The sequence below is a fragment of the Streptomyces syringium genome (assembly GCF_017876625.1).
GTDB lineage: Bacteria > Actinomycetota > Actinomycetes > Streptomycetales > Streptomycetaceae > Streptomyces > Streptomyces syringius.
Genome location: NZ_JAGIOH010000001.1, coordinates 1,507,237 through 1,533,149 on the forward strand (window position 1 = coordinate 1,507,237; position 25,913 = coordinate 1,533,149).

The 25,913-nt window shown below is 72.7% G+C and carries 22 protein-coding genes; 4 read left to right on the forward strand and 18 right to left on the reverse strand.

The genetic code is table 11. The annotated features are described in order from the left end of the window. Positions 1-68: 68 nt before the first annotated feature. The gene (locus JO379_RS06585; protein ID WP_209514323.1) at positions 69-1,292 is read left to right on the forward strand and encodes an MFS transporter; all 1,224 of its coding nucleotides are present in this window, start codon (positions 69-71) and stop codon (positions 1,290-1,292) included. 104 nt (positions 1,293-1,396) lie between these two features. Here JO379_RS06585 and JO379_RS06590 read toward each other — a convergent pair whose 3' ends face one another. Then, the gene (locus JO379_RS06590) at positions 1,397-2,332 is read right to left on the reverse strand and encodes a hypothetical protein (RefSeq protein ID WP_209514325.1); all 936 of its coding nucleotides are present in this window, start codon (positions 2,330-2,332) and stop codon (positions 1,397-1,399) included. A 215-nt stretch (positions 2,333-2,547) separates the two neighbouring features. Here JO379_RS06590 and JO379_RS06595 point away from each other — a divergent pair, with 215 nt between their 5' ends. Together JO379_RS06595 and JO379_RS06600 are read left to right on the forward strand one after the other, a co-directional pair. Beyond that, on the forward strand, positions 2,548-3,951 hold the full coding sequence (locus JO379_RS06595) for a uracil-xanthine permease family protein (protein WP_130876837.1): 1,404 nt from the start codon (positions 2,548-2,550) through the stop codon (positions 3,949-3,951). A gap of 96 nt (positions 3,952-4,047) precedes the next feature. Then, entirely contained in the window at positions 4,048-4,740 is a 693-nt protein-coding gene (locus tag JO379_RS06600) for a DUF5995 family protein (protein WP_130876838.1), read from the forward strand. 80 nt (positions 4,741-4,820) lie between these two features. Here the strand turns inward: JO379_RS06600 and JO379_RS06605 are convergent, their stop codons facing one another. The 10 genes from JO379_RS06605 to fmt form a co-directional block, all read right to left on the reverse strand. After that, positions 4,821-6,554: a flavin monoamine oxidase family protein gene (locus JO379_RS06605; protein ID WP_209514327.1), complete on the reverse strand. Its 1,734-nt coding sequence runs from the start codon at positions 6,552-6,554 to the stop codon at positions 4,821-4,823. Between the two features lie 93 nt (positions 6,555-6,647). After that, the gene (locus JO379_RS06610) at positions 6,648-7,457 is read right to left on the reverse strand and encodes a carbon-nitrogen hydrolase family protein (RefSeq protein WP_130876840.1); all 810 of its coding nucleotides are present in this window, start codon (positions 7,455-7,457) and stop codon (positions 6,648-6,650) included. Positions 7,458-7,719: 262 nt separating this feature from the next. Further along, positions 7,720-8,673, reverse strand: a complete 954-nt coding sequence (locus tag JO379_RS06615; RefSeq protein ID WP_209514329.1) for a LysR family transcriptional regulator — start codon at positions 8,671-8,673, stop codon at positions 7,720-7,722. Positions 8,674-8,728: 55 nt separating this feature from the next. Further along, entirely contained in the window at positions 8,729-9,184 is a 456-nt protein-coding gene (locus JO379_RS06620) for an Lrp/AsnC family transcriptional regulator (RefSeq protein ID WP_095580789.1), read from the reverse strand. A 10-nt stretch (positions 9,185-9,194) separates the two neighbouring features. Next, on the reverse strand, positions 9,195-10,733 hold the full coding sequence (locus JO379_RS06625; protein ID WP_130876842.1) for an amino acid permease: 1,539 nt from the start codon (positions 10,731-10,733) through the stop codon (positions 9,195-9,197). Between the two features lie 498 nt (positions 10,734-11,231). Beyond that, positions 11,232-12,674, reverse strand: a complete 1,443-nt coding sequence (locus JO379_RS06630) for a GuaB1 family IMP dehydrogenase-related protein (protein WP_278046269.1) — start codon at positions 12,672-12,674, stop codon at positions 11,232-11,234. A gap of 344 nt (positions 12,675-13,018) precedes the next feature. Beyond that, positions 13,019-14,008, reverse strand: a complete 990-nt coding sequence (locus JO379_RS06635; RefSeq protein WP_207303863.1) for a sugar-binding transcriptional regulator — start codon at positions 14,006-14,008, stop codon at positions 13,019-13,021. A 145-nt stretch (positions 14,009-14,153) separates the two neighbouring features. After that, entirely contained in the window at positions 14,154-14,840 is a 687-nt protein-coding gene (gene rpe, locus JO379_RS06640) for a ribulose-phosphate 3-epimerase (RefSeq protein ID WP_130876845.1), read from the reverse strand. A gap of 286 nt (positions 14,841-15,126) precedes the next feature. Further along, on the reverse strand, positions 15,127-16,572 hold the full coding sequence (locus JO379_RS06645) for an RsmB/NOP family class I SAM-dependent RNA methyltransferase (RefSeq protein WP_130876846.1): 1,446 nt from the start codon (positions 16,570-16,572) through the stop codon (positions 15,127-15,129). A gap of 52 nt (positions 16,573-16,624) precedes the next feature. Continuing rightward, a complete protein-coding gene (gene fmt / locus JO379_RS06650) occupies positions 16,625-17,560 on the reverse strand; it encodes a methionyl-tRNA formyltransferase (protein WP_209514331.1) in 936 nt (311 codons plus the stop codon). A 372-nt stretch (positions 17,561-17,932) separates the two neighbouring features. Between fmt and JO379_RS06655 the strand changes: the two genes are divergently transcribed. Next, a complete protein-coding gene (locus tag JO379_RS06655; RefSeq protein ID WP_130876848.1) occupies positions 17,933-18,439 on the forward strand; it encodes a hypothetical protein in 507 nt (168 codons plus the stop codon). 124 nt (positions 18,440-18,563) lie between these two features. On the opposite strand, the gene JO379_RS06660 is transcribed toward JO379_RS06655, so the two are convergent. The 7 genes from JO379_RS06660 to pyrF form a co-directional block, all read right to left on the reverse strand. After that, positions 18,564-20,711 (reverse strand): primosomal protein N', encoded by a 2,148-nt coding sequence (locus JO379_RS06660; RefSeq protein ID WP_130876849.1) that lies wholly within the window; start codon positions 20,709-20,711, stop codon positions 18,564-18,566. Positions 20,712-20,871: 160 nt separating this feature from the next. Then, the gene (metK, locus tag JO379_RS06665; RefSeq protein ID WP_130876850.1) at positions 20,872-22,080 is read right to left on the reverse strand and encodes a methionine adenosyltransferase; all 1,209 of its coding nucleotides are present in this window, start codon (positions 22,078-22,080) and stop codon (positions 20,872-20,874) included. 165 nt (positions 22,081-22,245) lie between these two features. Then, positions 22,246-23,454 carry a bifunctional phosphopantothenoylcysteine decarboxylase/phosphopantothenate--cysteine ligase CoaBC gene (coaBC, locus tag JO379_RS06670; protein ID WP_130876851.1) on the reverse strand — a complete coding sequence of 403 codons (1,209 nt, stop codon included), beginning with the start codon at positions 23,452-23,454 and terminating at the stop codon, positions 22,246-22,248. A gap of 115 nt (positions 23,455-23,569) precedes the next feature. Then, positions 23,570-23,842 (reverse strand): DNA-directed RNA polymerase subunit omega, encoded by a 273-nt coding sequence (rpoZ, locus tag JO379_RS06675; RefSeq protein WP_004948662.1) that lies wholly within the window; start codon positions 23,840-23,842, stop codon positions 23,570-23,572. Between the two features lie 81 nt (positions 23,843-23,923). Next, positions 23,924-24,514 carry a guanylate kinase gene (gene gmk / locus JO379_RS06680; RefSeq protein WP_130876852.1) on the reverse strand — a complete coding sequence of 197 codons (591 nt, stop codon included), beginning with the start codon at positions 24,512-24,514 and terminating at the stop codon, positions 23,924-23,926. A gap of 38 nt (positions 24,515-24,552) precedes the next feature. Beyond that, positions 24,553-24,876 (reverse strand): integration host factor, encoded by a 324-nt coding sequence (locus JO379_RS06685; protein ID WP_130876853.1) that lies wholly within the window; start codon positions 24,874-24,876, stop codon positions 24,553-24,555. A 214-nt stretch (positions 24,877-25,090) separates the two neighbouring features. Beyond that, complete coding sequence (gene pyrF / locus JO379_RS06690; protein WP_242625971.1) at positions 25,091-25,912, reverse strand: orotidine-5'-phosphate decarboxylase; 822 nt, start codon at positions 25,910-25,912, stop codon at positions 25,091-25,093. Between the last annotated feature and the right edge of the window lies 1 nt (position 25,913).

Genomic DNA, 25,913 nt, shown 5'->3' on the forward strand with positions numbered 1-25,913 from the left:
CCGGCCCCCGGCGCCGACCGCGTACACGGGGTCGACCCGCGCGGGCCCGTCGGGAAGGATGCGGAGCGATGAGCACCACACACAGCCGTCCGGACCCCCGGGTGCGCCGCGCGCGGATCGCCGTGGCCACGGTCTTCGCCGTGCACGGCGCCGTCACCGGCAATTTCGCCGCCCGCGTCCCGTGGGTCCAGGAGCACGCGGGCATCAGCCCCGGGCAGCTCGGACTCGCGCTGGCCTTCCCCGCGATCGGCGCCTCGGTCGCGATGCCGCTCGCGGGCCGGGTCAGCCGCCGTTTCGGCTCACGGGCCGCGCTGCGCGGTCTGCTGGTCCTGTGGTGCGCCGCCCTCGTGCCGCCCGCCTTCGCCCCCGGCCTGCTGGCCCTGTGCGGGGCGCTGGCGGTGTACGGCGCGACGGCCGGGATGGCGGACGTCGCCATGAACGCGCTCGGGGTGCAGACCGAGGACCGTCTGGGCCGCTCGATCATGTCCTCACTGCACGGGATGTGGAGCGTCGGCGGGCTCGTGGGGTCGGCGGTGGGCGCCGTCGCCGCGCACGCCGGCATCGACGCCCGGATCCAGTTCGCCCTCGCCGCGGGTGCCCTGGCCGTCATCGGCGCGGCCGCCTGCCGCTGGGTCCTCGATCTGCGCACGCCCCCGGACGAACGGCCGGCGGCCGAGCCGGGCGGAGGGCGGCGACAGGCTCTGCTGCCACCGCGCTCCGCGCTGCTGATCGGCGCGGTCGGGTTCTGCGCGGTCTTCGCCGAGGGGGCGAGCCTGGACTGGTCGGCGGTCTATCTCCGGGAGGCCGTCGGCTCCGGGCCGGGCCTGGCGGCCGCGTGCACCACGGCGTTCTCGTGCACGATGGCGGCGGCCCGGTTCGCCGGTGACGCGGCGGTACGGCGCTTCGGGCCGGTGCGTACCGTGCGGGTGGGCGGCGTGGCCGCGACCGCGGGCGGGGTGCTGGTGGTCACCGCGGCCGGCCCGGTGCCCGCCATCGCCGGTTTCGGTCTCATCGGCCTCGGCATCGCCGTCGTCGTCCCGCTGGCCTTCGCCGCGGCCGGCCGCAGCGGCTCGGACCCCAGCCGGGCGATCGCCACCGTCGCGACGGTCACGTACACCTCGGGCCTGATCGCCCCGGCGGCCATCGGGCAGATCGCCGATGCCACGTCGCTGATGGTCTCGTTCACGGTGGTGACCGCCCTGACCGCGGGGCTGGTGGTCGGAGCGGGTGTCCTGCGGGCTCCGGCCCGCGAGGCGAGCGCGCACCGCACGGCCTCCGCCACGAAGACCTGACGCCCCTTCCCGCCCGGTACCCGGACACGACTCCGCGGGCCGTACGACGGGCCCACGAGGGGCCCGGCGTACGGCCCGCGGTGCGGACCGTCGTCTGCCGGCTGTCAGAGGCTGATGATCAGCAGGTTGTGGTCCTGGCCGTGGCCGCCGTGGTTCTTCCCGTGGTGGCCGTAGTCACCGTTGTGGTGTCCACCGTTGTCGTGGCCGTTGTAGTGGCCGCCGTTGTGGTGCCCGTTGTTGTGGCCGTTGTAGTGGCCGTTGTCGTGTCCGTTGTGGCGCCCGTTGTGGTGGCCGTTGTGGTGGCCCCGGTCGCAGTCGCGGCCGTTGCGCCCGTTGTGGTCGCCGTTGTGGTGCCCGTTGTGGTCGCGGCCGTTGTCCCACTTGTGGTCGCGGCCGTTGTGGTCGCCCTTGTGGTGGCCGTTGTCGCCGTTGTGGTGGCCCCACTTGCCGTTGTGGTCGCCGTTGTGGCCGTTGTGGCCGTTGTGGCCCCACTTGTGGTCGCCGTTGTGGCTCCACTTGCCGTGGTGGCCGCCCCAGCCGTTGTGGTGCCCACCATTGTCGTGGCCATTGTGGTGGCCGCCGTTGTGGCCGTGGCCCCAGCCGCCGCCCCAGCCGCCCCAGCCGCCCAGCCAGGCCCAGAGGCCGCTGTTGTGGCCGTTGGAGTGACCGCCGAAGTAGCCGCCCCAGCCGTTGTGGCCGCCGTTGTGGCCGCCCCAGCCGTTGTGGTGTCCACCGTTGTCGTGGCCGTTGTCGTGGCCGCCGTTGTGGTGGCCGTTGTAGTGGCCGTTGTGGTGGCCATTGCCGTTGTGGTGGCCATTGCCGTTGTGGTGGCCGTTGCCGTTGTGATGGCCGTTGTGGTGGCCGCCGCCGCAGCGACGGTGGCAGTCACCGTCCCGGTCGTGGCCGTTACGGTCGTCGTCGTCGTGACCCCACGCCGCGGCGGGGGCCTGCGGTGCGGCCTGAGCCACCCCCGACATCGGCACGATAGTGGCCGCGGCGACGATCGCGGCGGCCGCGGTGCGGCCGACGAGCTTACGCATGTATGTCTCCCGGTCTTGCAGGAATCGGACACTGGGACGCATACCTCGCACATCTCGGGCGCTAGCGGATGTATCGGGTCATACAGTCGTACGGGGGGCGAATTGGGCCGGTCGTCGCAACCCGCTGCGCCAACCGGGCGCCCACGGCGGCAGGAAGCACCGGACGCCCCCGCTTAGCATGGTCCGGATCCATTTCAAGAACACAGGGAGTAACCATGGGCCTCGGCGTGCGCTGGACTCTGCACGGCGACGGGCGCACCCCCGCCCCCGGAGCCGTGGTCAGGCCCGACGAACGGCTCTCGTGGCCTCGCACCGCGGGCCTCGGCGCGCAGCACGTGGTCGCCATGTTCGGCGCATCGTTCGTCGCACCCGTTCTGATGGGTCTCGACCCGAATCTCGCGATCATGATGTCGGGCGTCGCCACGATCGTCTTCCTGCTGGCGACCCGCGGCCGGGTACCCAGCTATCTGGGCTGCAGCCTCTCCTTCGTCGGTGTCGCGGCCATCATCCGGGCGCAGGGCGGCGGCAGCGCGGCCGTCACCGGCGCGATCCTGGTGGTCGGCGCGGTGCTGTTCCTCAGCGGTCTCGCGGTGAAGAAGTTCGGCGCGCGGATCATCCACGCGGCGATGCCGCCGGTGGTGACCGGTGCCGTGGTGATGCTGATCGGGTTCAACCTCGCCCCGGTCACGGCGAGCACGTACTGGCCGCAGGACCAGTGGACGGCACTGCTCACCATGCTCTTCACCGGTCTGGCCGTGGTGTGCCTGCGCGGCTTCTGGTCGCGCGTCGCGATCTTCCTCGGACTGCTCTTCGGCTATGCCCTCTCCTGGGTCCTGGACCGGGTCTTCGGGAAGATCCACTCGGTGCACGGCGGCCCGGAGGCCGTCGACCACTGGCGGCTGGACCTGTCGGGTGTCTCCACGGCGGACTGGGTCGGCCTGCCGTCGCTGCACGCCCCGAGCTTCGGCTGGTCCGCGATCCTGGTGGCACTGCCCGTCGTCATCGCCCTGATCGCGGAGAACGCCGGTCACGTCAAGGCGGTCGGCGAGATGACCGGCGATCCACTGGACGACCAGCTGGGCACCGCGATCGCCGCGGACGGCGCGGCGACGATGCTCTCCACGGCGGTCGGCGGCCCGGCCAACACCACCTACTCCGAGAACATCGGCGTCATGGCGGCCACCCGCGTCTACTCCACCGCCGCCTACTGGGCCGCGGCCGGTTTCGCGCTGCTGTTCGGTCTGTGCCCGAAGTTCGGCGCGGTCGTCGCGGCCGTGCCGGGTGGTGTGCTGGGCGGTATCACCGTCATTCTGTACGGCATGATCGGCCTGCTCGGCGCGCAGATCTGGGTGCACAACAAGGTGGACCTGCGCAATCCGCTGAATCTGGTGCCGGTCGCGGCGGGCGTCATCATCGGCGTCGGCGGGGTGAGCCTGAAGATCAGCGACAACTTCGAGCTGAGCGGTATCGCGCTCGGCACGATCGTCGTCATCACCGGCTACCACGTGCTGCGCGCCCTGGCACCGGCCCACCTCAAGCAGCAGGAGCCGCTGCTGGACGCCGGCACGAGCGGCTACGACGACGCCACCGGCGAGGGGCCGGCGGGCCGCGCGGGCTGACCCCACCCCGACCGCCCGGCGGGCGCCGTTCATCCGTTCCGGTGCACCGCCGTCCGCGTCCCCCTACGTTCCGTACGCGCCTGTCACTCTGTGCGCATGACGACGACGCGGGCACAGTCGCACGTGCCCACCGGGATCGACGGGGTGCTGGCGCGGATGCGCGACCTTCAGGCGGCGCTGCCCCCGGGTGACGGGGTGGCCGTCTTCAACCGGGTGTACCTGTCGGTCACCGAGGAGATCGGCCGGTGCGTGAGCGCGGGGGCGTTCGGGAACGCGGTGGCGGCGGCGGAGCTGGACGTCCGCTTCGCCGGGCGGTATCTCGCGGCGGTGGACCGCTGTTCCTCGGGCCGGCGGCCGCCCGCCTGCTGGCGGCCGCTGTTCCAGATGCGCGGCCACCCGGCCGTGCGCCCGCTGCAGTTCGCGCTGGCGGGTATCAACGCCCACATCGGTCACGACCTGGCGCTCGCCCTCGCCGACACCTGCCGGATCCTGGGCGTCGAACCCCGCGCGCTGGAGGGTGACTTCGACCGGATCGGCCATCTGCTCGTCGCCCTGGAGGAGCGGATCCGTGAGGAGCTGATGCCCGGTCCGGATCTGCTGGACGTCGCCGATCCGCTGACGCATCTGGTGGGCTCGTGGAGCCTGGAGGCCGCGCGGGACGCGGCGTGGGCGTCGTTCCGCGCGCTGTGGGCGGTGCGCGGACTGCCGGATCTGGCGGCGGAGTTCACCGACCGCGTCGACGCGAGCGTCGGCCTGGTGGGGCGCTGTCTGCTCACCCCGCTGGGCTGAGGCGGGAAAGGCCGAGGGCCCCGGAACCGGGGTGGTTCCAGGGCCCTTCAGCGGTCTCGGTGCACCGGTGTCGGTCGGGGTCAGTCCTCCGGCAGTTCCACCGGCGCGATCTCGTCGTAGACGTCACCGGGGCCGGGGTTCGTGGCGTCCGTGGCGCCGCCGAAGAGGTTCATCACGCCCCACACCGCGTTGAGCGCGGTCTGCACCGCGCCCTCGGCCCAGCCGGCCGTCCAGGAGATGTCGTCGCCCGCGAGGAACAGGCCGCGCTTGTCCTCGGGGAGGCGGTCCTGCATGAAGTGGGTGAACAGACGCCGCTGGTAGCGGTAGTGGCCCGGCAGGTTGGCCTTGAACGCGCCCATGAAGTAGGGCTCGTTCTCCCAGGAGACGGTGACCGGGTTGCCGATGATGTGACGGCGGATGTCGACCTTCGGGTAGATCTCGCCCAGCGACTTGAGCATGACCTCCATCCGCTCGTTCGCCGAGAGCGGCAGCCACTTGAGGCTGTCGTCGCACCACGTGTACGACAGGCAGATGACGGCCGGCTTGTCCGGGCCGTCGTCCAGCAGGTACGTGCCGCGGGTCATCCGGTCGGTGAGCGTCATCGACATGACGTCACGGCCGGTCTCGTTTCCCTCGTCGTCGACGGCCTTGTCCAGCCAGAACGGCCGGTCGACGGGCACGAAGAGCTTGGAGGACTCCATGTAGTGGGTGCGCTCCATCGCCGTCCAGTGGTCGATGGGGAAGAGCGAGTCGTCGCACTCGATCTTCGACAGCAGCATCCAGGACTGCGCGGTGAACACGGCCGCGCGGTAGGTGCTGATGTCACCGGTCGCGTCGGTGACCGTGATGCGGTTGCCGGCCGTGCGGTGCATCCGGGTCACGGCGGGACGCGGCTCGCCGTTGTGCAGGGAGGAGAGCGAGGTGCCCTGCGCCCAGTGGACGATCTTCTCGGGCTCGCGCTCCCACAGGCGCAGCGGCAGCTGCTGCGAGCCGCCGACGATGCCGCGGTGGTGGTCGTCGGCCTCGGTGTAGACGACGCGCAGGATCTCCAGGATGGCGTTGGGGAAGTCGGTGTCCCAGCCGCCCGTGCCGAAGCCGACCTGGCCGAAGATCTCGCGGTGCTTGAAGGACTTGAAGGCCTCGGACTCGCAGAGGAAGCCGTAGAAGGTCTGGTTGTCGAGCTTCTCGACGAGCTTCGCCCAGATCTCACGGATGCGCGGCACATCGCGCTCGCGCATGGCCTGGTTCATGTCGGAGAAGTCCGCGCCCTCCTCCAGACAGGCGTTCCACGCGTTCATCACGTCGCGGTAGACCTGCGGAAGGTCGTCGACGGTGACGGCGTAGTGGGACTCGCCCTTGAGGTCGACGACCGTGGAGGGGGTGTCGGGCGCGAGCGGGTTGGGGAACGGCTTGGTCTCCAGCCCGACGAGGTCGATGTAGTGCTGGAAGGCGGTGGAGGAGGGCGGGAAGCGCATGGCGCCCATCTCCGCGGTCAGCGGCCCGCTGTCGCCCTCGGCGTCACAGCCCTCGAAACCGACCGTCCGCAGCCGCCCGCCGATCTGGTCCGCCTCGTAGACGACGGGCTTGAGGCCCATCTTCATCAGCTCGTACGCGGCGATGATGCCGGACAGCCCGCCGCCGATGACGGCGACCTCGCTGCCGTGCTCGGTCGCCGGTATCTGGCCGAGGCCCGCCGGGTGGGCGAGGTAGTCGTCGTAGGCGTACGGGAAGTCCGGGCCGAACATGGTGATCGGCGGCGAGGCCTGGGCCTCGTGCTGCTCGTCGTGGACGGCGGTGGGCACCGTGGACGTCATCGGCGGGACTCCTACTGGCAGGGGGTGCGGAAGGGCAGGGGAAGAGCGGGGGGGGGTGCTGAGGTGACGGGCCCGGGGCCGGGCCGGCTCAGGTCAGGTGAGCCGTCCGTACAGCTCGGGGCGGCGGTCGCTCAGATAGGTGTTCTCCGCGCGGGAGGCCTTGAGCAGTGCGGGGTCGACGTCGGCCACGATCAGGTCCTCGTCGGCCCCCGCCCGTGCCCGTACCGTCCCGTCGGGGGCGGCGAGGCAGCTGAGGCCCGCGAAGGAGAAGTCGCCCTCGGTGCCGCAGCGGTTGGCGTAGGCGATGTAGAGCTGGCTCTCCCAGGCGCGGGCCGGCACGATCGTCTGCGGGACGATCTCGTACGGGCGCATCAGCGCGGTCGGGGTGAGCAGCAGCTCGGTGCCCGCCAGCGCGTGGGCCCGTACGGGCTCGGGGAACTCGACGTCGTAGCAGATCAGCAGGCCGAGCCGGAGCCCCTCGAAGTCGGCCTGGACGACGGACTCGTCGCCGGGCCGGAAGAAGGTGGTCTCGAAGTCACCGAAGAGGTGCGTCTTGCGGTAGTTGGCGAGGCGCTCGCCGTCCGGCCCGATGAGCTGGAGGGAGTTGAAGATCACCGCCGGGTCGGCGCCGTCGCGCTCGGGGTAGCCGTAGCCGATGGCCAGGCCGTGCTCGGTGGCGATCCGCGCGACGGCGCGGGCGCCGGGGCCGTCGGCGGGCTCGGCGAGGTCCCGCACCGCGTCGCCGAGGGCGTAGCCGGTGAGGTACAGCTCACTGGTGAGCAGCAGCCGGGCGCCGGCGGCCGCGGCGCGGCGGGCGGCGCCGGCCAGGGCGGCGAGGCTGTCGGCGGTGGAGGTGGGAACGCCGCTGGGGCCTTGGTACAGCGCGATACGCAGCGGCGTCATGCGTCCTCTTCAGCCGATGGGGCGGATGTGGCTGACCAGCAGCCATGACGCTCTGACGGTACGGGGCGCTCTCTCGACCGGACAAGGCGCGACCGTTGCGCACCGACGGACGATTCGTTGCGCGTTGGCCGCCCTTCGCGCCGATTCGTTGCGCGGGGTGCCCGTCGAGCCCGTCCGGTGATGGAGGACGCGCCCGCAGGGCGCCCGCCGCCGCAGGCGGCACAGCCGGCCCGCAGCCGAAGAACCGCCGGACAGGCCTGCCCTACGCCGGTCGGCCGAAGGCCGACACCGCGTCGCGCACCAGGCCGCGCAGCCAGCGGTGGCCGCCGTCCGCCTCGTGCCGCGGGTGCCAGGCCATGGAGATCTCCAGCGGCGGCAGCTCCAGCGGGATCTCGAAGGTCCTCAGGCCCAGGGCGGCCGCGGCCGGTGCGCCGAGCCGCTCGGAGACGATCCCGACGGCGTCGGTGCCGGTGAGGACGTGCAGCGCCGCGCCGAAGGTGGGCACGGTGCCGAGGATGCGGCGGCGCAGCCCGTGGGCGGCGAGGGCGTCGTCGATCGGGCCGGAGCGCCTGCCGCGCCGGGAGTCCAGCAGATGGCTCGCGGCGGCGAAGCGGCGCGGTGTCACGGTCCCTTCCAGCAGCGGGTGGCCGGGGCGGGCGACGCCGACCATCCGGTCCTCGAGCAGCGGCTCGACGCGGACCTCCGGCTCGTCGCGGTCGACGACCCCGATCTCCAGGTCGATGGACCCGTCGCGCAGGGGCGCCACGCCGGTGGAGCCCTCGGCGAGGAAGCGCAGGGTGACGCCCGGGGCCTCGCGGGAGGCCCGGTCGAACAGGGCGGCGCCGAAGGCCAGCACGTTGCTGTCGTGGGCGCTGAGGGTGAAGACGCGCTCCAGCCCGGAGGGGTCGGCGGGCTCCTCGGCCGCGAAGAGCGAGCGGGCGTCGTCGAGGAGCCGGCGGACGGGGGCGCGCAGGGCGAGGGCGCGCGGGGTGGGGACCATGTGCCGCCCGGCACGGACGAGCACGGGATCGCCGAGGGCCCGGCGGATCCGGCCGAGGGTGCGGCTCATCGCGGGGCCGGACAGACCGAGCCTGTCGGCGGCCGCGGTGACGGACTCCTCGGCGAGCAGCGCGTCGAGGGCGACGAGCAGATTGAGGTCGATTCTCGACAGGTTCACCGCGGCCCGCGGCCCGCCCGCACCGGGATCGTGGCTCATGGCGCGGGTACCGGCCGCGTGCCGCGCGCGACGGGGTGCCGCACGGCGAGCCCGCTCAGGAGGGCGCGCCGGAGCTGAAGCGGCGCAGCAGCGGGGAGAGCACCAGCACCGACTTGGTGCGTTCGACGAACGGCTCCCCCGCGATGCGCTCCAGCACGCGCTCGAAGTGGCGCATGTCGGAGGCGAAGACCTGGACGATGGCGTCCGCCTCACCGGTGACGGTCGAGGCGGACGCCACCTCCGGGTAGCGCGACAGTCCGCGGTGGATCGCCTCGGGCGAGGTGTTCCGGCGGCAGTAGATCTCGATGAAGCCCTCGGTCTCCCAGCCGAGCGCCGCCGGGTCCACCCGGACGGTGAAGCCGGTGATGGCTCCCTCGGCGCGCAGCCTGTCCACGCGCCGCTTGACGGCGGGCGCGGACAGACCGACCTCGGTGCCGATGTCGGCGTAGGAGCGCCGGGCGTCCTCGGCGAGGGCGTGGACGATGCGTTCGTCGAGATCGTTCAGTCGCACTGCGGGTGGATCACTTCTCTAGGGTTACCTGCGTTTCCTCCAGGGCGAGCCGCGAGCGGCTCTTCCCGTACAGGAAGTAGATCACGAGTCCGACCGCCATCCAGCCGCCGAACCACTGCCAGGTGATGCCGGGCAGGTTCAGCATCATGTACACGCAGAAGCCGAAGCCGATGGCCGGGAAGACCGGGGCGAGCGGCACCCGGCGCGAGCCGAGCGGGATCCGGATCCCGGACAGCGGCACCTTGAAGCTGCGCTTCATGTCCGGACGGGTGAAGAACAGCACGATGACGGCGACGTTGACCAGCGCGAAGGCGAAGAGCGTGCCGATGCTGGTGGCGTTGGCGAGCTCGCCCAGCGGCACGGCCGCGGCGAGGAGACCGCAGAACACCGAGACGATGATGGTGTTCGCGCGCGGCACGCCGGTCTTCTCGTGGACCTTGGAGAAGGTCTTGGGGACGAGCCCGTCGCGGGACATCGCGAAGAGGATGCGGGTCTGGCCGTAGAGGACGGTCAGGACGACGCTGGCGATGGCGATGACGGCACCGGCGGCGAGGAGCACGGCCCAGAAGCTCTGGCCCGTGACGTCCTTCATGATCCCGGCGAGCGCGGCCTCGGAGCCCTCGAAGTCACCCCACGGCATGGCGCCGACGGCGATCGCGGCGACCAGGACGTAGATCGCGGTCACGATGAGCAGCGACAGCATGATCGCCTTGGGCAGGTCCTTCTTCGGGTTCTTGGCCTCCTCGCCCGCGGTGGAGGCGGCGTCGAAGCCGATGTAGGAGAAGAACAGGCTGGCACCGGCGGCGGAGACGCCACCGAGGCCGAGCGGCATGAACGGCTTGTAGTTGCCGGCGCGGATGCCCATGAAGGCGACGGCGCAGAAGAGCAGCAGCGCCGCGATCTTCACGCCGACCATGATGGTGTTGGCGCGGGCGCTCTCCTTGGCCCCGCCGAGCAGGAAGGCCATGCACAGCAGGACGACGAGCAGCGCGGGCAGATTGAAGTAGCCGCCGTCGGTGCCGGGCGGGTTGGACAGCGCGGCGGGGATGGTCACGCCGATCGTGCCGTCGAGCAGTTCATTGAGGTACTCGCCCCAGCCGACGGCGACCGCCGCGACGGAGACGCCGTACTCCAGGATCAGGCACCAGCCGCAGACCCAGGCGATGATCTCGCCGAGGGTCGCGTAGGCGTAGGAGTACGAGGAGCCGGAGACCGGGATGGTGCCGGCCAGCTCCGCGTAGGACAGGGCCGAGAAGAGGGCCGTGAGGCCGGCGATGACGAACGAGATGACCACGGCCGGGCCGGCCTTGGGCACGGCCTCGCCGAGGACCACGAAGATGCCGGTGCCGAGCGTGGCACCGATGCTGATCATCGTGAGCTGCCACATGCCCAGCGAGCGCCGCAGCGAGCCGCCCTCGCCCTGACCGCCCTCGGACACCAGCCGCTCGACGGGCTTGCGCCGCATGAGGCGGGCGCCGAGACCGGCGGTGGGCCGCGGGGACGACTGGGCGTCGTCCGAGGCGGGTGGCGCTGTGCCCTGGTCCAACACTGGGTGGCTCCGTTCATCGCTGCCGGCCGAGGGCAGGGGCCGACGGCGGGCCACTCGGGGGGTGCGGGCATGGCGAAGCCGAAACCCGGAAAACGAGGGGGACCGCCGAGCAAGCGGTACCCGCCACTCCACGTACAGCGCAGACCCTACGAGGTGGGTGCCTGCGCTCGTAATGCACCATCCTTGCGTATGCGCGTACGAACGTTGCGCGCGGGGGCCCGGAATGGGTGATCGTTGCACGCCTCATCATGAATCGGTACATGTCGCCGCCGGGCGGCCGCGCGGGAGGAACCTGCGGGAACCTCCCGATCCGAGATGTTCGGCGCGAGTTCGGAAGGAATTCACGGGCATGGGCGGACATTCGCGCGGCATAAAAACGGCCCGCCGGACGCGGGCGACCGTCGGAAAACGGCGACGGGGCGCAGCCGGATGGCCACGCCCCGTCGGGAACGCTCAGCGGTCGGCCGCTCGGCCGTCCGCGTAAATGTTCGCTGATCGTTACTGCCAGCTGGCGTGCAGCGGCTTGCCCTCCGCGTAACCCGCGGCGCTCTGCACGCCGACGACGGCGCGCTCGGCGAACTCCTCCAGGGAGCCCGCGCCCGCGTAGGTGCAGGAGGAGCGGACGCCCGCGATGATCGAGTCGATCAGGTCCTCGACGCCCGGGCGGGCCGGGTCGAGGAACATGCGGGAGGTGGAGATGCCCTCCTCGAACAGGCCCTTGCGCGCCCGGTCGTAGGCCGACTCCTCGCTCGTGCGGTTGCGCACGGCGCGGGCCGAGGCCATGCCGAAGCTCTCCTTGTACAGCCGCCCCTCGGCGGTCTGCTGGAGGTCACCCGGGGACTCGAACGTACCGGCGAACCAGGAGCCCACCATCACGTTGGACGCGCCGGCGGCGAGCGCCATGGCCACGTCGCGCGGGTGCCGGACGCCGCCGTCGGCCCAGACGTGCTTGCCGAACTTCTTGGCCTCGGCGGCGCACTCCAGGACGGCGGAGAACTGCGGACGGCCGACACCGGTCATCATGCGGGTGGTGCACATGGCGCCGGGGCCCACACCGACCTTGATGATGTCCGCGCCGGCCTCGATGAGGTCGCGTACGCCCTCGGCGGCGACGATGTTGCCCGCCACGATCGGGACCCGCGGGTCGAGCGCGCGGACCGCCTTGATCGCGCTGATCATCGACTCCTGGTGACCGTGCGCGGTGTCCACGACGATCGTGTCCGCACCGGCCTCCAGCAGCTGCTTGGCCTTGCCGGCCACATCGCCGTTGATGCCGACGGCCGCGGCGATGCGCAGCTTGCCCTCCGCGTCGGTGGCGGGGGTGTACAGCGTCGCGCGCAGGGCGCCCTTGCGGGTCAGGATGCCGGCGAGACGGCCGTCCTTGTCGACCGCGGGGGCCAGCTTGCGGTGGGCCGCGTCGAGCTGGTTGAACGCCTCGCGCGGGTCGATGTCGGCGTCGAGGAGCAGCAGCTCCGTCGACATGACCTCGGTCAGCTGGGTGAAGCGGTCCACACCGGTCAGGTCCGACTCGGTGACGACACCGACCGGACGCTGCTCGCCGTCGACGACGACGCCCGCGCCGTGCGCCCGCTTGTGCAGCAGCGACAGCGCGTCGGCGACGGTCTGGGTGGGGGCGAGGACGATGGGGGTGTCGAGCACCAGGTGCCGGCTCTTGACCCAGGAGATGACGTCGGTGACGACCTCGATCGGAATGTCCTGGGGGATGACGACGAGGCCACCGCGGCGGGCGACCGTCTCGGCCATCCGCCGGCCTGCGATCGCGGTCATGTTGGCGACCACGAGCGGGATGGTGGTGCCGGTCCCGTCCGGCGCCGACAGGTCGACGCCCTGCCGGGAACCGACCGCGGAGCGGCTCGGCACCATGAACACATCGTCGTACGTCAGGTCGTACGGCGGCTTCTGGTCATTGAGGAAACGCACGTGCTGAACATCCAAGTCGTTCGGAGGTGACCCTCGACAAGCTCATGCCGAGGAAAGAGCACGTACTTCATTGTCCCATGTCGACCTGAATGCGATGCCCGGGACGAACGTCCAGGCTGCACGGGACGGCGTGGTCCGATTCTCCAAAACGCCGGGTCCGGGCGGGGGTGGCTCCCGGTCGGCGCCCCCGCCCCGCGCGCCGGGGCCGGTCCGGCGGGGCCCGGTGGAGGGTGCGATCGCCCTGCGGAGGCTCGCCCGCGTACCGGTCGTACTCGGGCGGCTTCTCCCGACGCGGTGAGGCGCGTGCCGGACGCCGGGGGCCCGCGAAGATCGCCGGCCGGGCGCTACGCGCCGTCCGGGTCCGCGCGGTCCAGGGCCGGGCGGGGGCCCGGTCCGGTCTCCAGCAGCAGATAGTCCGCCGCGGCGGTGTCCGTGACCAGGCTGGTGACCAGCCCGGAGCGCAGCACCGCGCCGATCGCCGCCGCCTTGCGGAGCCCGCCGGCGATCGCGACGACCTCCGGTATGCGGCGCAGCCGGTCGGCCTCGACGGTGATGCAGCGCTCACCCAGATCACGGCCGATGCGGCGGCCCTCGGCGTCGAAGAGGTGCGCGGACATCTCGGCGGCCGCCCCGAGCGAGGCGTAGTGCGCGCGCTCCTCCTCGCCGAGCATGTCGTAGACGGTCGAGATGCCGGGCGCCCACGAGCCGATGGAGACGGCGGCGACGGTGACCTTGTCGAAGTAGTCGAAGGCGCGGGCGATGCCGGTCTGGCCGCGCAGCGCAGCGGCGGTGGCCGAGTCGGGGAGCAGCATCGGGGCGTAGATCGGGTGCGCCTCGCCGCCGGACACCTGCGCCGCCCGGCGCACGGCCTCCACCGAGCCGCGCTCGGCGGTGCCCGCGTCGTAGACGCCGGTGAGCTGGACGACCGTGCACGGCGGCAGCCGGTGCAGGGCCGCGGCCATGTGGATGGTCGAGCGGCCCCAGGCGAGGCCGAGCACATCGCCCTCGTTCACCAGTTCGCCGAGCAGGTCTGCGGCCACCTCGCCGAGGTTCTCCGGGTCGGGCGCGTCATCGCTCGCGTCGGCCGGGGACTCGACGACGACCGCGTGCCGCAGGCCGTAGCGGGCGCGCAGGGCGTCGGAACGCTCCGCGTCCAGCTCGGCGGGCACCCGGATCTCGATCCGCACGAGATCGCGCTCGAGAGCCGTCTCCAGCACCCGGGCCACCTTGAAGCGGCTCACGCCGAACTCCTCGGCGATCTGGATCTTCGACTTGCCCTCGAGGTAGAAACGGCGGGCCATGGCCGCCGCCTGCACCAGCTCGGCGGGCCCCATCGGCGTGGCTGAACGGCCCGTCGACACCGCGGTCTCCTCACTACGTTGAAGCTGTGGACTTATCACCGTCATCCTGTCAGAAACGGCGGTCCTTGATCAGGCCTTGACCTTCGCCCTCAGCATTTCGGGCGAGCGGGCCGAAGGCTCAGTGCGTGCAGGCCCAGGCCGCCGCGGCGGTGGCGTCCTCCGCCTGCGCGCGCAGCGCCCGCACGGCCGCGGCCGGGTCCTCCTTGCCGTACACGGCGGATCCGGCGACGAAGACGTCCGCGCCGGCCTCCGCGCACCGCTCGATGGTGTCGGCCGAGACCCCGCCGTCGACCTGGAGCCACAGCTCCAGACCGTGCCGCGAGATCAGCTCACGGGTCCGGCGGATCTTCGGAAGCATGATGTCGAGGAACGCCTGCCCGCCGAAGCCGGGCTCCACCGTCATGATCAGCAGCATGTCCAGCTCGGGCAGCAGATCCTCGTACGGCTCGATCGGCGTCGCCGGCTTGAGCGCCATGGAGGCCCGCGCCCCCTTGGCCCGGATCTCCCGCGCGAGGCGCACCGGCGCGGCGGCGGCCTCGGCGTGGAAGGTGACGGACCCCGCCCCGGCCTCGACGTACTGCGGCGCCCAGCGGTCCGGGTCCGCGATCATCAGATGGCAGTCCAGCGGTGTCCCGGTGGCCCGGCTCAGCGACTCGACGACCGGCACGCCGAGCGTCAGGTTGGGCACGAAGTGATTGTCCATCACGTCGACATGGAGCCAGTCGGCGCCCTTGACGGCCTCCGCCTCCTCGGCGAGGCGGGCGAAGTCCGCGGACAGGATGCTGGGGTTGATCTGCACGGCCATGCCCCAAGCCTGCCATGCCCGCGGCGTGGTCTTGACGCCGGAGTCAGCAATCGGCTCCGCCGGCTTGGCGGAAGGAAAGGTTCCGCCGCCGACTGCGGACCGTCGTGCCGCCTACGGCGGCGGGCGCCCTGCGGGCGCGTCCTCAAGCGCCGGACGGGCTGGTTTTGGCTGAGGGCGGCTGACATCAGCCAAAACCAGCCCGTCCGGCGCTTGAGGACATAGCACAGCAGCCCGTCCGGCGCTTGAGGACACCGCCGCGCAGCGGAGGTGCACCCGCCACCGGCCGTCAGGCCGTCCGGCGCAGCAGGGCCAGGTACATGGCGTCCGTGCCGTGCATGTGCGGCCACAGCTGGACGTCGGGGCCGTCGCCCAGTGCGGGCACACCCGGCATCAGCGGCCGGGCGTCGATCCACTCGGCGCTCGCCGCCGGGCCGCCCCGGCCCTTGAGCACGTCCTCGACGACCGCGCGGGTCTCGGCCGGATGCGGGGAGCAGGTCGCGTAGCCGACCACGCCGCCGACCCGGACGGCGGCCAGCGCCTCGCGCAGCAGCCCGCGCTGGAGCGGTGCGAAGCCGTCCAGGTCCTCGGGGCGGCGGCGCCAGCGGGCCTCGGGGCGGCGGCGCAGCGCGCCGAGGCCGGTGCAGGGCACGTCGACGAGGACCCGGTCGAAGGACTCCGGGCGCCACGGCGGGCGGGTGCCGTCCGCGGCGATGACCTGGTACGGGCCGGGGTTGCCGGCCAGGGCCCGCTCGACGAGCCGGGCGCGGTGCGGCTGCTTCTCGGAGGCCAGCAGGCTCGCGCCGCGCTGCGCGGCGAGCGCGCCGAGCATCGCGGCCTTGCCGCCGGGCCCCGCACAGCCGTCCAGCCAGCGGGCGTCGGGGCCCTCCACCGGGGCGTTGGCCAGGGCGAGGGCGACCAGCTGGCTGCCCTCGTCCTGGACGCCCGCGCGGCCCTCGGCGACGGCCTGGAGCGCGCCGGGCTCGCCGCCCTCGGCGAGCCGCACGGCGTACGGCGACCAGCGGCCGGGCAGGCCCGAGTCCTCGCCCACCGCGGCGAGCAGCTCCTCGACCGTCGAGCGCCCGGGGCGGGCGACGAGGGTGACCTCGGGCCGTTCGTTGTCGGCCTCCAGCAGATCCTCGATGCCGGCCCGGCCGCCACCGAGGGCGTCCCACAGGGCGGAGACGATCCAGCGCGGGTGCGAGTGGACGACGGCGAGGTGCGCCTCGGCGTCGTCCTCGTACGGCGGAGCGACTCGTTCCAGCCAACTGTCGAGGTCATGAGCGGTGATCTTCCGAAGCACCGCGTTGACGAACTTGGCCCGGCCGTCGCCGAGGACGACCCGCGCCAGCTCGACGCTGGCCGACACCGCGGCGTGGGCGGGGATGCGCGTACCGAGCAGCTGGTGCGCGCCGAGGCTCAGCACGTCCAGCACTGGGGGGTCCACCTCGCGCAGCGGCCGGTCGACGCAGGACGCGATGATCGCGTCGTAGGTGCCCTGGCGGCGGAGCGTGCCGTAGACCAGCTCCGTGGCCAGCGCCGCGTCCCGCGCGTCGAAGCCGCCGCCCTCGCGGGCCTTGCGCAGCAGCGGCGGCAGCACGAGGTTCGCGTACGCGTCCCGCTCGTCCACGGCCCGCAGGGCCTCGAAGGCCAGGATCCGCACCGGGTCCTTCTGGGGACGGCGGTAGGGCTTCGCAGGGCGGCTGGGCTGGCGACGCGGCGCGCGATCGTTCACGAAAGGTGCTCCGGAGCTGGGGTGGTGAAGGGGTCCAGCGTACGCGCTGCGCTTACGCGCCGCCGAGCCGCTCGCCTGCGGCGATACGGACACCGCGGGCCCAGTCGGCGGCCTTCATCGGCTTCTTCCCCTGCGGCTGGACCCACAGGAGCTCCACGGCGTGCGAACCGGTGCCGACGTGCAGGGAGTTCTTCGCGGCGGCGATCTCGCCGGGCGCCAGGCCGGTGCGGTCGGGGGCCGGGGCCACCGACATGACCTTCAGCCGCTCACCCCGGAAGAGCGTCCAGGCGCCGGGGGCGGGGGCGCAGCCGCGCACCACGCGGTCGACGCGCAGGGCCGGCGCGGACCAGTCCAGCTGGGCGTCCTCGACATTGATCTTCGGGGCGAGGGAGATGCCGTCGGCGGGCTGCTGCACGGCCTTGAGGGTGCCGTCCTCGATGCCGTCCATGGTCGCCAGGAGCAGCCCGGACCCGGCGAACGCGAGCCGGGTGAGCAGGTCGCCGCTGGTGTCGGTGGGCCGGACCTGCTCGGTCAGCACGCCGAAGACGGGTCCGGAGTCGAGCCCCTCCTCGATCAGGAAGGTGGAGGCTCCGGTGACCTCGTCGCCCGCGAGGATCGCGTGCTGCACGGGGGCCGCGCCGCGCCACGCGGGCAGCAGCGAGAAGTGCAGGTTGACCCAGCCGTGGGCGGGGATCTCCAGGGCGGCCTTGGGCAGCAGCGCGCCGTAGGCGACGACCGGGCAGCAGTCGGGGGCGATCTCGCGGAGCCGGGCGAGGAAGTCCGGCTCGCGCGGCTTGGCGGGCTTGAGCACCTCGATCCCGGCCTCCTCCGCGCGCTGGGCGACGGGGCTCGCGACGAGCCGGCGGCCGCGCCCGGCGGGGGCGTCGGGCCGGGTGACCACGGCGACGACCTCGTGCCGGTCCGAGGCGAGCAGGGCGTCGAGGGCGGGTACGGCGACCTCGGGGGTACCGGCGAAGACGAGCCTCATGGGTGGCGAACTACCTCTCAAGCGCCGAGCGGAACGGCGCCCCAGTCTAGTGCGGTGATCACGGGCGGACCACGGGCCGGACCACAGGCGGGCCGCTCCGGGGCCGGGCCGGGTGCCGGGCCAGGGTCCGCTCCCTCGTCCGCCGTGCCGGAAGGCCCGGAATCGAGGGGCGTAAGGGGGCGCCGCGCGCCCCATTTCATCTGACGTGCGCCCCCATACCGTGACCCGGCGGGCTGTGGCGCGTTGTGGTCAAGAGAGATTGACCGAAAACGGGCCGCTGCCGCGGCCCGCTCCCGTTCTCGGTCCGCTCGCACCTTTTCCGTTTGCTCCGCTTTCTCCGTCCTTTTCACCGCCGGTCCGAGAGGCTTGTTCATGGCCGACCACGCAACCCACGACGCCCAGGCACGGGCCAGCCTGCATCTTCTGGTGCGGGACATCGAGCGGGTCCGCCGACAGGTGGACGCGCTGCGTACCCTCACCGCCCAGCTGGGCAATGTCTACCGTCCCCGCCGCACGGGCCCCTCCGCGGGCTTCGTCGTCTACGGGCGCGCCCCCGCCCCGACCGTCCGGCTGGCGCAGGAACTGCGCGACAGCGTCGAGACGCTGGTGACGGCGGCGGTGGACTTCGACCGTTCGCTGGGCTTCTCGTGGGACGCGGTGGGTTCGGCGCTCGGCGTCACCAAGCAGGCCGTGCACCGCCGCTACGGCGCCCGCCGCAGCAACGGCCAGGTCCCCGCCGAGAGCACCGAGGCGGTGCGCACCGCCGAGCCGCAGTCCGTGCCGATCGTCCCCGCCGCCCGCTCCATGCCGGGCCAGCCGGCCGTGCCCCACCGCGACGAGCCCCGCCCCCCGGCTTTCCCGGGCCCGCGCAACGGCTGACGGGCCGGCGCGACGGCCGACACCGGCGCGGCAAGCCGCCCGAGGGCACCACGCGTCCGGGCTGCCGCGGGCAGCCGTCCGGCAGCCGTCCGGGGCTAGCGTCGCCGACGCCGGGCGGGCCCGGCTAGCCGATGTCCGGAGGATCGATGCGCAGGCGGACGGGCTCCCCGTCACGGCGCGCCAGCCTCGCCGCCTGGGCCGTCTTGAGGGCGGCGGCCAGCTCGGCCCCCTGCCCGGGGCGCACCCGCAGCAGGGCCCGCTCCCAGCTCTCCCCCGGTGGCGGGTCACCCGCGCGGCGCGGCCGGCCGGGCGCCGTCACCGGCAGCGGCACCGGGCCGAGCACCTCGGTGCCGTCCGGCAGCCGCGCCGCGGCGATCAGCTCGGCGACGGCCTCCGGGGGGCCGGCGACCGCGGCCATCCGGGACACGGGCGGGAAGCCCAGCTCGGCGCGGTCGGCCAGCTCACGCACCGCGTGTCCGGCCGGGTCCCAGCGGACCAGCGCCTGCACGGGCCGCAGCGTCGGCTCGGCGACGACGACCACGGTGCCGCCCGCGTCCTGGCCCCGCACCAGGGCCGCCGCGCCGAGCCAGCGGCGCAGCGCCTCCTCGCCCGCCCGCAGGTCGGGGCGGCCGAGGAGGGCCCAGCCGTCCAGCAGCAGGGCCGCCGCGTAACCGCCCTCGGCCACGGGCTCGGCGCCGGGTGTGGAGACGACGATGGCGGGCCGGTCCGGAACCGTGTCCAGCACGTGGTCGCGCCCGGAGGTCCGTACGGGCACGGCGGGAAACGCGCGGCCCAGCTCCTCGGCGGTGCGCCGGGCCCCCACGATCTGTGCGCGCAGCCGGAAGCCCCCGCACTCCCCGCAGTGCCAGTCCCGGGCCTGGAGCCCGCACCACGTGCAGTGCAGCGCGCCGTCATCCTCGCGCGCCTCCAGCGGGCCGGCGCAGTGCGTGCACCGGGCGGGCTCCCGGCACCGCTCACAGGCCAGCCGGGGCACGTACCCACGGCGCGGCACCTGGACGAGCACGGGGCCGTGCTTGAGGCCCTCCCGGGCGGCCTGCCAGGCGAGCGTGGGCAGCCGGGCGGCGCGGGCCGCCTCGTCCCGCGCCTGGTCGGCGTCCCCGACCGTGCGGATCAGGGGGGCGGTGGCCCGCACCCGCTCGCGCGGGGCGGTCAGCGGCAGTGCCCAGCCGGTGTCCACGAGCTGCGCCGCCTCGACCGTGCAGCCGAACCCGCCGAGCAGGAACGCGGCCTTCTCGTGCGCGGCCCGCAGCTGGAGCACCTCGCGCGCGTGCGGCTGCGGGGCGTGCTGCTCGCTGTGGCTGGAGTCGCCGTCGTCCCAGATGGCCGCGAGGCCGAGGTCGCGGACGGGGGCGAACATCGCGGCCCGGGTGCCCACCACGGCCCGTACGGAACCACGGCTGACCGCGAGCCAGCGGCGGTAACGCTCCTCGGGCCCGGTGTCGGCGGTCAGCAGCACATGGCGGCCGGTGCCGAGCTGTGCGGTGAGCGCGGCGTCGACCCGGGCCGCGGCCCGGCCGTCCGGCACGACGATCAGCGCGCCGCGGCGCGAGGCGAGCGCCGCGGCGGCGGCCCGCGCCAGCTCCTCGGGCCAGTGCGGGCCGGGCAGCGCGGTCCACACCGCCCGGGGGGCGTCACCCCGTGCCACGGCGTCGAGGAAGGCGGGCCCCGTCGGATAGCGGGCCCAGCTGCCGGGCTCCGGCCGCGCGGGCGGAGCCGCCGGCTCGGGCGACGCCTCGGCCTCGATACGGGCGTGCCGGGGCGGCACGGCCAGCTGCAGGACATCGGCGAGGGAGCCCGCGTAACGGTCCGCGACGGACCGGCAGAGCTGGAACAGGGCGGGGCCGAGCACCGGCTCCGGGGACAGCACCTGGGCGATGGCGGCCAGCGGGCCCTGATAGTCGGACTCGGCCACCCGGTCGACGATGTAGCCGTCGAGCAGCCCGCCGCCCTCCCGGCGGCCGCCGCGCACGTTGCGGGTGCCCGCGCCGAAGCGCACCCGCACCCGCGTGCCCGGCTGCGCGTCGGCGTCCAGCTCCAGCGGCACCGCGTAGTCCCACAGGCGGTCGAGGTGGACCGGGCCCTTGTCGACCAGGACGCGCGCGACGGGCAGCTCCTTGGCCAGCTCGGCCCCCCGCCAGGTGCGCGGCTTGGCCCGCGGCACCTTGGCCTTGCGTACGGTCTCGCGCAGGAACGCGAGCTGCTCCGCCTGTTCCCCCGCGGGCTCCCCGGGTCGCCCGTTCTCGCTGCTCACAGCCTCAGTCTTAGCAGACGCCACTGACAGGGGGCGGCGTGCTGCCGGGGTGCCCGGGATCAGGGGCGGTGACGGGACTCGCGGGAGCGGCCGCGGCAGCACGACGGCCCCGGACCAAGCGGTCCGGGGCCGTCGTCGTACAGCGTGGGGCAGCGGAGCCTTACAGGCCCGCGGCCTTCTTCAGCGCGTCCACGCGGTCCGTGCGCTCCCACGTGAAGTCGGGCAGCTCACGGCCGAAGTGGCCGTACGCGGCGGTCTGCGCGTAGATCGGACGGAGCAGGTCCAGGTCGCGGATGATCGCGGCCGGACGGAGGTCGAAGACCTCGGCGATCGCGGTCTCGATCTTCTCGACCTCGACCGTGGCGGTCCCGAAGGTCTCGACGAACAGACCCACCGGCTCGGCCTTGCCGATCGCGTACGCGACCTGCACCTCGCAGCGCGTGGCGAGACCGGCGGCGACCACGTTCTTCGCGACCCAGCGCATCGCGTACGCGGCGGAGCGGTCGACCTTGGACGGGTCCTTGCCCGAGAAGGCACCGCCGCCGTGACGGGCCATGCCGCCGTAGGTGTCGATGATGATCTTGCGGCCGGTCAGACCGGCATCGCCCATCGGGCCGCCGATCTCGAAGCGGCCGGTCGGGTTGACCAGGAGGCGGTAGCCCTCGGTGTCGAGCTTGATGCCGTCCTCGATCAGCTCCTTGAGGACGTGCTCGACGACGAACTCGCGGATGTCGGGAGCGAGCAGCGAGTCCAGGTCGATGTCGGACGCGTGCTGCGAGGAGACGACCACGGTGTCCAGGCGCACGGCCTTGTTGCCGTCGTACTCGATGGTGACCTGGGTCTTGCCGTCGGGGCGCAGGTAGGGGATGGTCCCGTTCTTGCGGACCTCCGACAGACGGCGGGAGAGCCGGTGCGCCAGGTGGATCGGCAGCGGCATCAGCTCGGGGGTCTCGTCGCAGGCGTAGCCGAACATCAGGCCCTGGTCGCCGGCGCCCTGCTTGTCGAGCTCGTCCTCGTCGCCCTCGACCCGCTGCTCGTACGCGGTGTCGACACCCTGGGCGATGTCCGGCGACTGCGCGCCGATGGAGACCGAGACGCCACAGGAAGCGCCGTCGAAGCCCTTCTTGGACGAGTCGTAACCGATCTCGAGGATCTTGTTGCGCACCAGAGAGGCGATCGGCGCGTAAGCCTTCGTCGTCACCTCGCCGGCGACGTGCACGAGGCCGGTGGTGATCAAGGTCTCGACGGCGACCCGGGACGTCGGGTCCTCCTTCAGGAGCGCGTCGAGGATGGTGTCACTGATCTGGTCAGCGATCTTGTCGGGGTGACCTTCGGTCACAGACTCCGAGGTGAACAGGCGGCGGGACACATCGCTCCCTGGGGTTGCAGCGGCTGCTGGCTGATCATTTATGGACCCGGCCGAGAGCTGCGCTCGACGCGGATCCGGAGGTCAGTTTATCCGGCGTTCCCGTGGTTGGGGCATCCTGTCGCGCATCAAGCCCTGCGTGACCTGCGACACCTGCCCCCGCAGACCTCAGGAGAGGCGCGGTGCCACGAGGTCCCAGACGGTGTCGGCGAGGGCCTCCTTCGGGCCGTGCGGAACGGTGGTCTCACTGCCGTCCGCCCCGAGCACCACGGCCTCGTTCTCCTCGGAACCGAACGTCTTCCGCTCCCCCACCTCATTGACAACCAGCAGGTCACAGCCCTTTCGGGCGAGCTTGGCCCGACCGTTGGCGAGTACCTCGTCGGTCTCGGCCGCGAAGCCGACGACGACCTGTCCGGGGCGCGCCCGGTCCGCCGAGATCTCGGCGAGGATGTCGGGGTTGCGGACGAGCGCGACCGGCTCCGGTTCCCGTCCGTCGCGCTTTTTGATTTTGCCCTCGGCGTATCGCTCGGGCCGGAAATCGGCCACCGCGGCCGCCATGATCACGGCATCCGCGTCCGCCGCGGCCGCCAGGACCGCCTCGCGCATCTGCACCGCCGTGCCGACCCGGACCACGTCCGCGCCGGCCGGGTCGGGCAGCTCGCTGTTGGCGGCGACGAGCGTCACCCGGGCCCCCCGGGCGACGGCCGTACGGGCCAGCGCGTACCCCTGCTTGCCCGAGGAGCGGTTGCCGAGGAAGCGGACGGGGTCGAGCGGCTCACGGGTGCCGCCCGCACTGATCACCACATGGCGGCCGGCCAGGTCCGCCGCGCTCTGCCCGGCGCCGCGCGCCAGCACCCGGCGGCAGACCTCGAAGATCTCGCCCGGGTCCGGCAGCCGGCCCTTGCCGGTGTCGACGCCGGTGAGGCGGCCGACGGCGGGCTCGATGACGATCGCGCCCCGGCGGCGCAGGGTGGCGACGTTCTCCTGGGTGGCCTGGTTCTCCCACATCTCGGTGTGCATCGCCGGGGCGAAGACGACCGGGCAGCGCGCGGTGAGCAGGGTGTTGGTCAGCAGGTCGTCGGCCAGGCCGTGGGCGGCCTTGGCGAGCATGTCGGCGGTGGCGGGCGCCACGACGACGAGCTGGGCCTCCTGCCCGATCCGCACGTGCGGCACCTCGTGGACGCTCTCCCACACCTCGGTGCCCGCCGGGTTCCCGGACAGGGCGGACCAGGTCGCCTCGCCCACGAAGTGCAGGGCCGACGCGGTCGGTACGACCCGGACGTCGTGGCCCGACTCGGTGAGGCGGCGCAGCAGCTCGCACGCCTTGTAGGCGGCGATCCCGCCGCTGACCCCCAGGACGACCTTGGGCTTGTCCATCGCTTCGCTTCTCCCCGCGCAGTCGTACATGCAGTCGTACGGTCGTATGCGTCTATGACACACCACAGGCCCGGCAGCTGCGCTGCCGGGCCTGTGGTGATGAAAAACCGAATGCTTACTGAGCCGGGGCCTCGATGGCCTCGGAGGTCAGCAGGCCCGCGTTGATCTCGCGGAGCGCGATGGAGAGCGGCTTCTCGTGGACGTGGGTGTCCACCAGCGGGCCGACGTACTCCAGCAGGCCCTCGCCGAGCTGCGAGTAGTACGCGTTGATCTGGCGCGCACGCTTGGCGGCGTAGATCACCAGGCTGTACTTCGAGTCGGTTGCCTCGAGCAGCTCATCAATCGGCGGGTTGATGATGCCCTCGGGCGCGGTGATGGAAGAGGACACTCTCTGCCTTCCGAAGGGGGGTGGAGAAGGAGGTGAAGCTTCGAGCTCGGGGTCGGCGCGGTTATCCGAGCCAATCCCAGCTCAACGCAGCAAGGCTAGCAGCTCACGCGCGACGTCCTCGACGGAGGTGTTGACCAGCGTCGTGTCGAACTCGGGCTCGGCCGCCAGCTCGATCTTCGCGGCGGCCAGCCGGCGCTCGATGACCTCCGGCGACTCGGTGCCGCGGCCGGTGAGCCGGCGGACCAGCTCGTCCCAGCTCGGCGGGGCGAGGAAGACCAGCTGGGCCTCCGGCATGGACGTGCGGACCAGCCGCGCGCCCTGGAGGTCGATCTCCAGCAGGACGGGCTCGCCCGCCTCCAGGCGGTCGAGCACCGCCTGCCGGGGCGTGCCGTAGCGGTTGCCCGCGAACTCGGCCCACTCCAGCAGCTCGCCGTTGGCGATGAGCTTGTCGAACTGCTCGTCGTCGACGAAGAAGTAGTGGACGCCGTCCCGCTCACCGGGCCGCGGCTTGCGGGTGGTGGCGGAGACCGAGAGCCATACCTCGGGGTGTGCCTTGCGCATATGGGCGACGACCGTGCTCTTACCGACCCCGGAGGGGCCGGAGAGCACGGTCAGCCGCGGTTGTCTGGCCGGGGGTACGGGGGACGTCCCCCGGGAGACTGCAGTACTCATGCAGCGATTATCCCGGTTCCCGGGAGTGCCTGGGAACGTCAGGCGGCTTTGCCGCCGAACTCACGCTCAAGAGAGGCGATCTGATTCGTGCCGAGCCCGCGCACGCGGCGGCTCTCGGAAATGCCGAGCCGCTCCATGATCTGCTTCGCGCGAACCTTGCCCACACCGGGAAGGCTCTCCAGGAGAGCGCTGACCTTCATCTTGCCGATGACGTCGTTCTCCTGGCCCTGCTTGATCACGTCATGCAGCGAGGCGCCGGAGTGCTTGAGTCGATTCTTGACCTCGGCGCGCTCCCGGCGAGCCGCGGCGGCCTTCTCGAGCGCGGCTGCGCGCTGTTCAGGGGTAAGGGGCGGAAGAGCCACGCCTACGTCACCTCGGATGTCGAACTGTCGGATAAGGACCGGTGAGGAACCTAGTCGGCCCACACCTGCGGAGCAACGAGCAACGCGCTTGCTCGTTCGCTCTCGTCGGAGACTAGCGGCCGATCCCGCTCCAGTCAGCGAGAACAGACGAAAAGTCCTGGTCAGACTCTCTCGACCAGGACTTTTCGGGACATACTGACCAACAATTTTGGCGTTAACGCGACGCTGCCGTGTCCACGGCGTCCCGCACCTCACCGGCGAACCGGGCGGCACTCGCGCGCAGCGCGGTCACGTCCGGACCGTGCCGCAGCACACCGCGGCTGACGTTCGGGACGACGTCGCGGACGGCCGCGCCGAAGACCCGGGGCAGGTCGGCGGGGGTGGCGCCCTGCGCGCCGATGCCCGGGGCGAGCAGCGGACCGTTGATCGCGAGGTCCACGCCGGCCGCGCCGAGCGTGTCGCCCAGGGTCGCGCCGACCACCGCGCCGTACGAGCCCATGGGCGCGGCATCGGCGTTTTCGGCCTTCACGTGCTCCAGCATCGTCGCCGCGACGCTCGCGCCGTCGGCACGCACCGCGTGCTGGACCTCCGCGCCCTCCGGGTTCGAGGTGAGCGCGAGGACGAAGACGCCGGTGCCGCTCTCACGGGCCAGGTCCAGAGCGGGGCGCAGCGAGCCGTAGCCGAGGTAGGGGCTGACGGTGACGGCGTCGGAGAAGAGCGGCGAGGCCGGGTCGAGGTAGGTCGCGGCGTAGGCGGCCATGGTCGAGCCGATGTCGCCGCGCTTGGCGTCCATCAGGACCAGCGCGCCGGCCGCCCGGGAGTCGGCGACGGCCTGCTCCAGGACGGCGATGCCGCGCGAGCCGAAGCGCTCGAAGAAGGCGGACTGGGGCTTGAGGACGGCGACGCGGTCGGCCAGGGCCTCGACGACGGTGCGGGTGAAGCGCTCCAGGCCCGCGATGTCGTCGGACAGGCCCCAGTCGGCGAGCAGGGCGGCGTGCGGGTCGATGCCGACGCACAGCGGGCCGCGCTCGTCCATG

Coding starts and splice junctions, on each gene's coding strand:
- JO379_RS06585 (WP_209514323.1), top strand. CDS start 69: ATGAGCACCACACACAGCCGTCCGGACCCCCGGGTGCGCCGCGCGCGG.
- JO379_RS06590 (WP_209514325.1), bottom strand. CDS start 2,332: ATGCGTAAGCTCGTCGGCCGCACCGCGGCCGCCGCGATCGTCGCCGCG.
- JO379_RS06595 (WP_130876837.1), top strand. CDS start 2,548: ATGGGCCTCGGCGTGCGCTGGACTCTGCACGGCGACGGGCGCACCCCC.
- JO379_RS06600 (WP_130876838.1), top strand. CDS start 4,048: ATGACGACGACGCGGGCACAGTCGCACGTGCCCACCGGGATCGACGGG.
- JO379_RS06605 (WP_209514327.1), bottom strand. CDS start 6,554: ATGACGTCCACGGTGCCCACCGCCGTCCACGACGAGCAGCACGAGGCC.
- JO379_RS06610 (WP_130876840.1), bottom strand. CDS start 7,457: ATGACGCCGCTGCGTATCGCGCTGTACCAAGGCCCCAGCGGCGTTCCC.
- JO379_RS06615 (WP_209514329.1), bottom strand. CDS start 8,673: ATGAGCCACGATCCCGGTGCGGGCGGGCCGCGGGCCGCGGTGAACCTG.
- JO379_RS06635 (WP_207303863.1), bottom strand. CDS start 14,008: ATGGGGCCCGCCGAGCTGGTGCAGGCGGCGGCCATGGCCCGCCGTTTC.
- rpe (WP_130876845.1), bottom strand. CDS start 14,840: ATGGCCGTGCAGATCAACCCCAGCATCCTGTCCGCGGACTTCGCCCGC.
- fmt (WP_209514331.1), bottom strand. CDS start 17,560: ATGAGGCTCGTCTTCGCCGGTACCCCCGAGGTCGCCGTACCCGCCCTC.
- JO379_RS06655 (WP_130876848.1), top strand. CDS start 17,933: ATGGCCGACCACGCAACCCACGACGCCCAGGCACGGGCCAGCCTGCAT.
- coaBC (WP_130876851.1), bottom strand. CDS start 23,454: ATGGACAAGCCCAAGGTCGTCCTGGGGGTCAGCGGCGGGATCGCCGCC.
- gmk (WP_130876852.1), bottom strand. CDS start 24,514: ATGAGTACTGCAGTCTCCCGGGGGACGTCCCCCGTACCCCCGGCCAGA.
- pyrF (WP_242625971.1), bottom strand. CDS start 25,912: ATGGACGAGCGCGGCCCGCTGTGCGTCGGCATCGACCCGCACGCCGCC.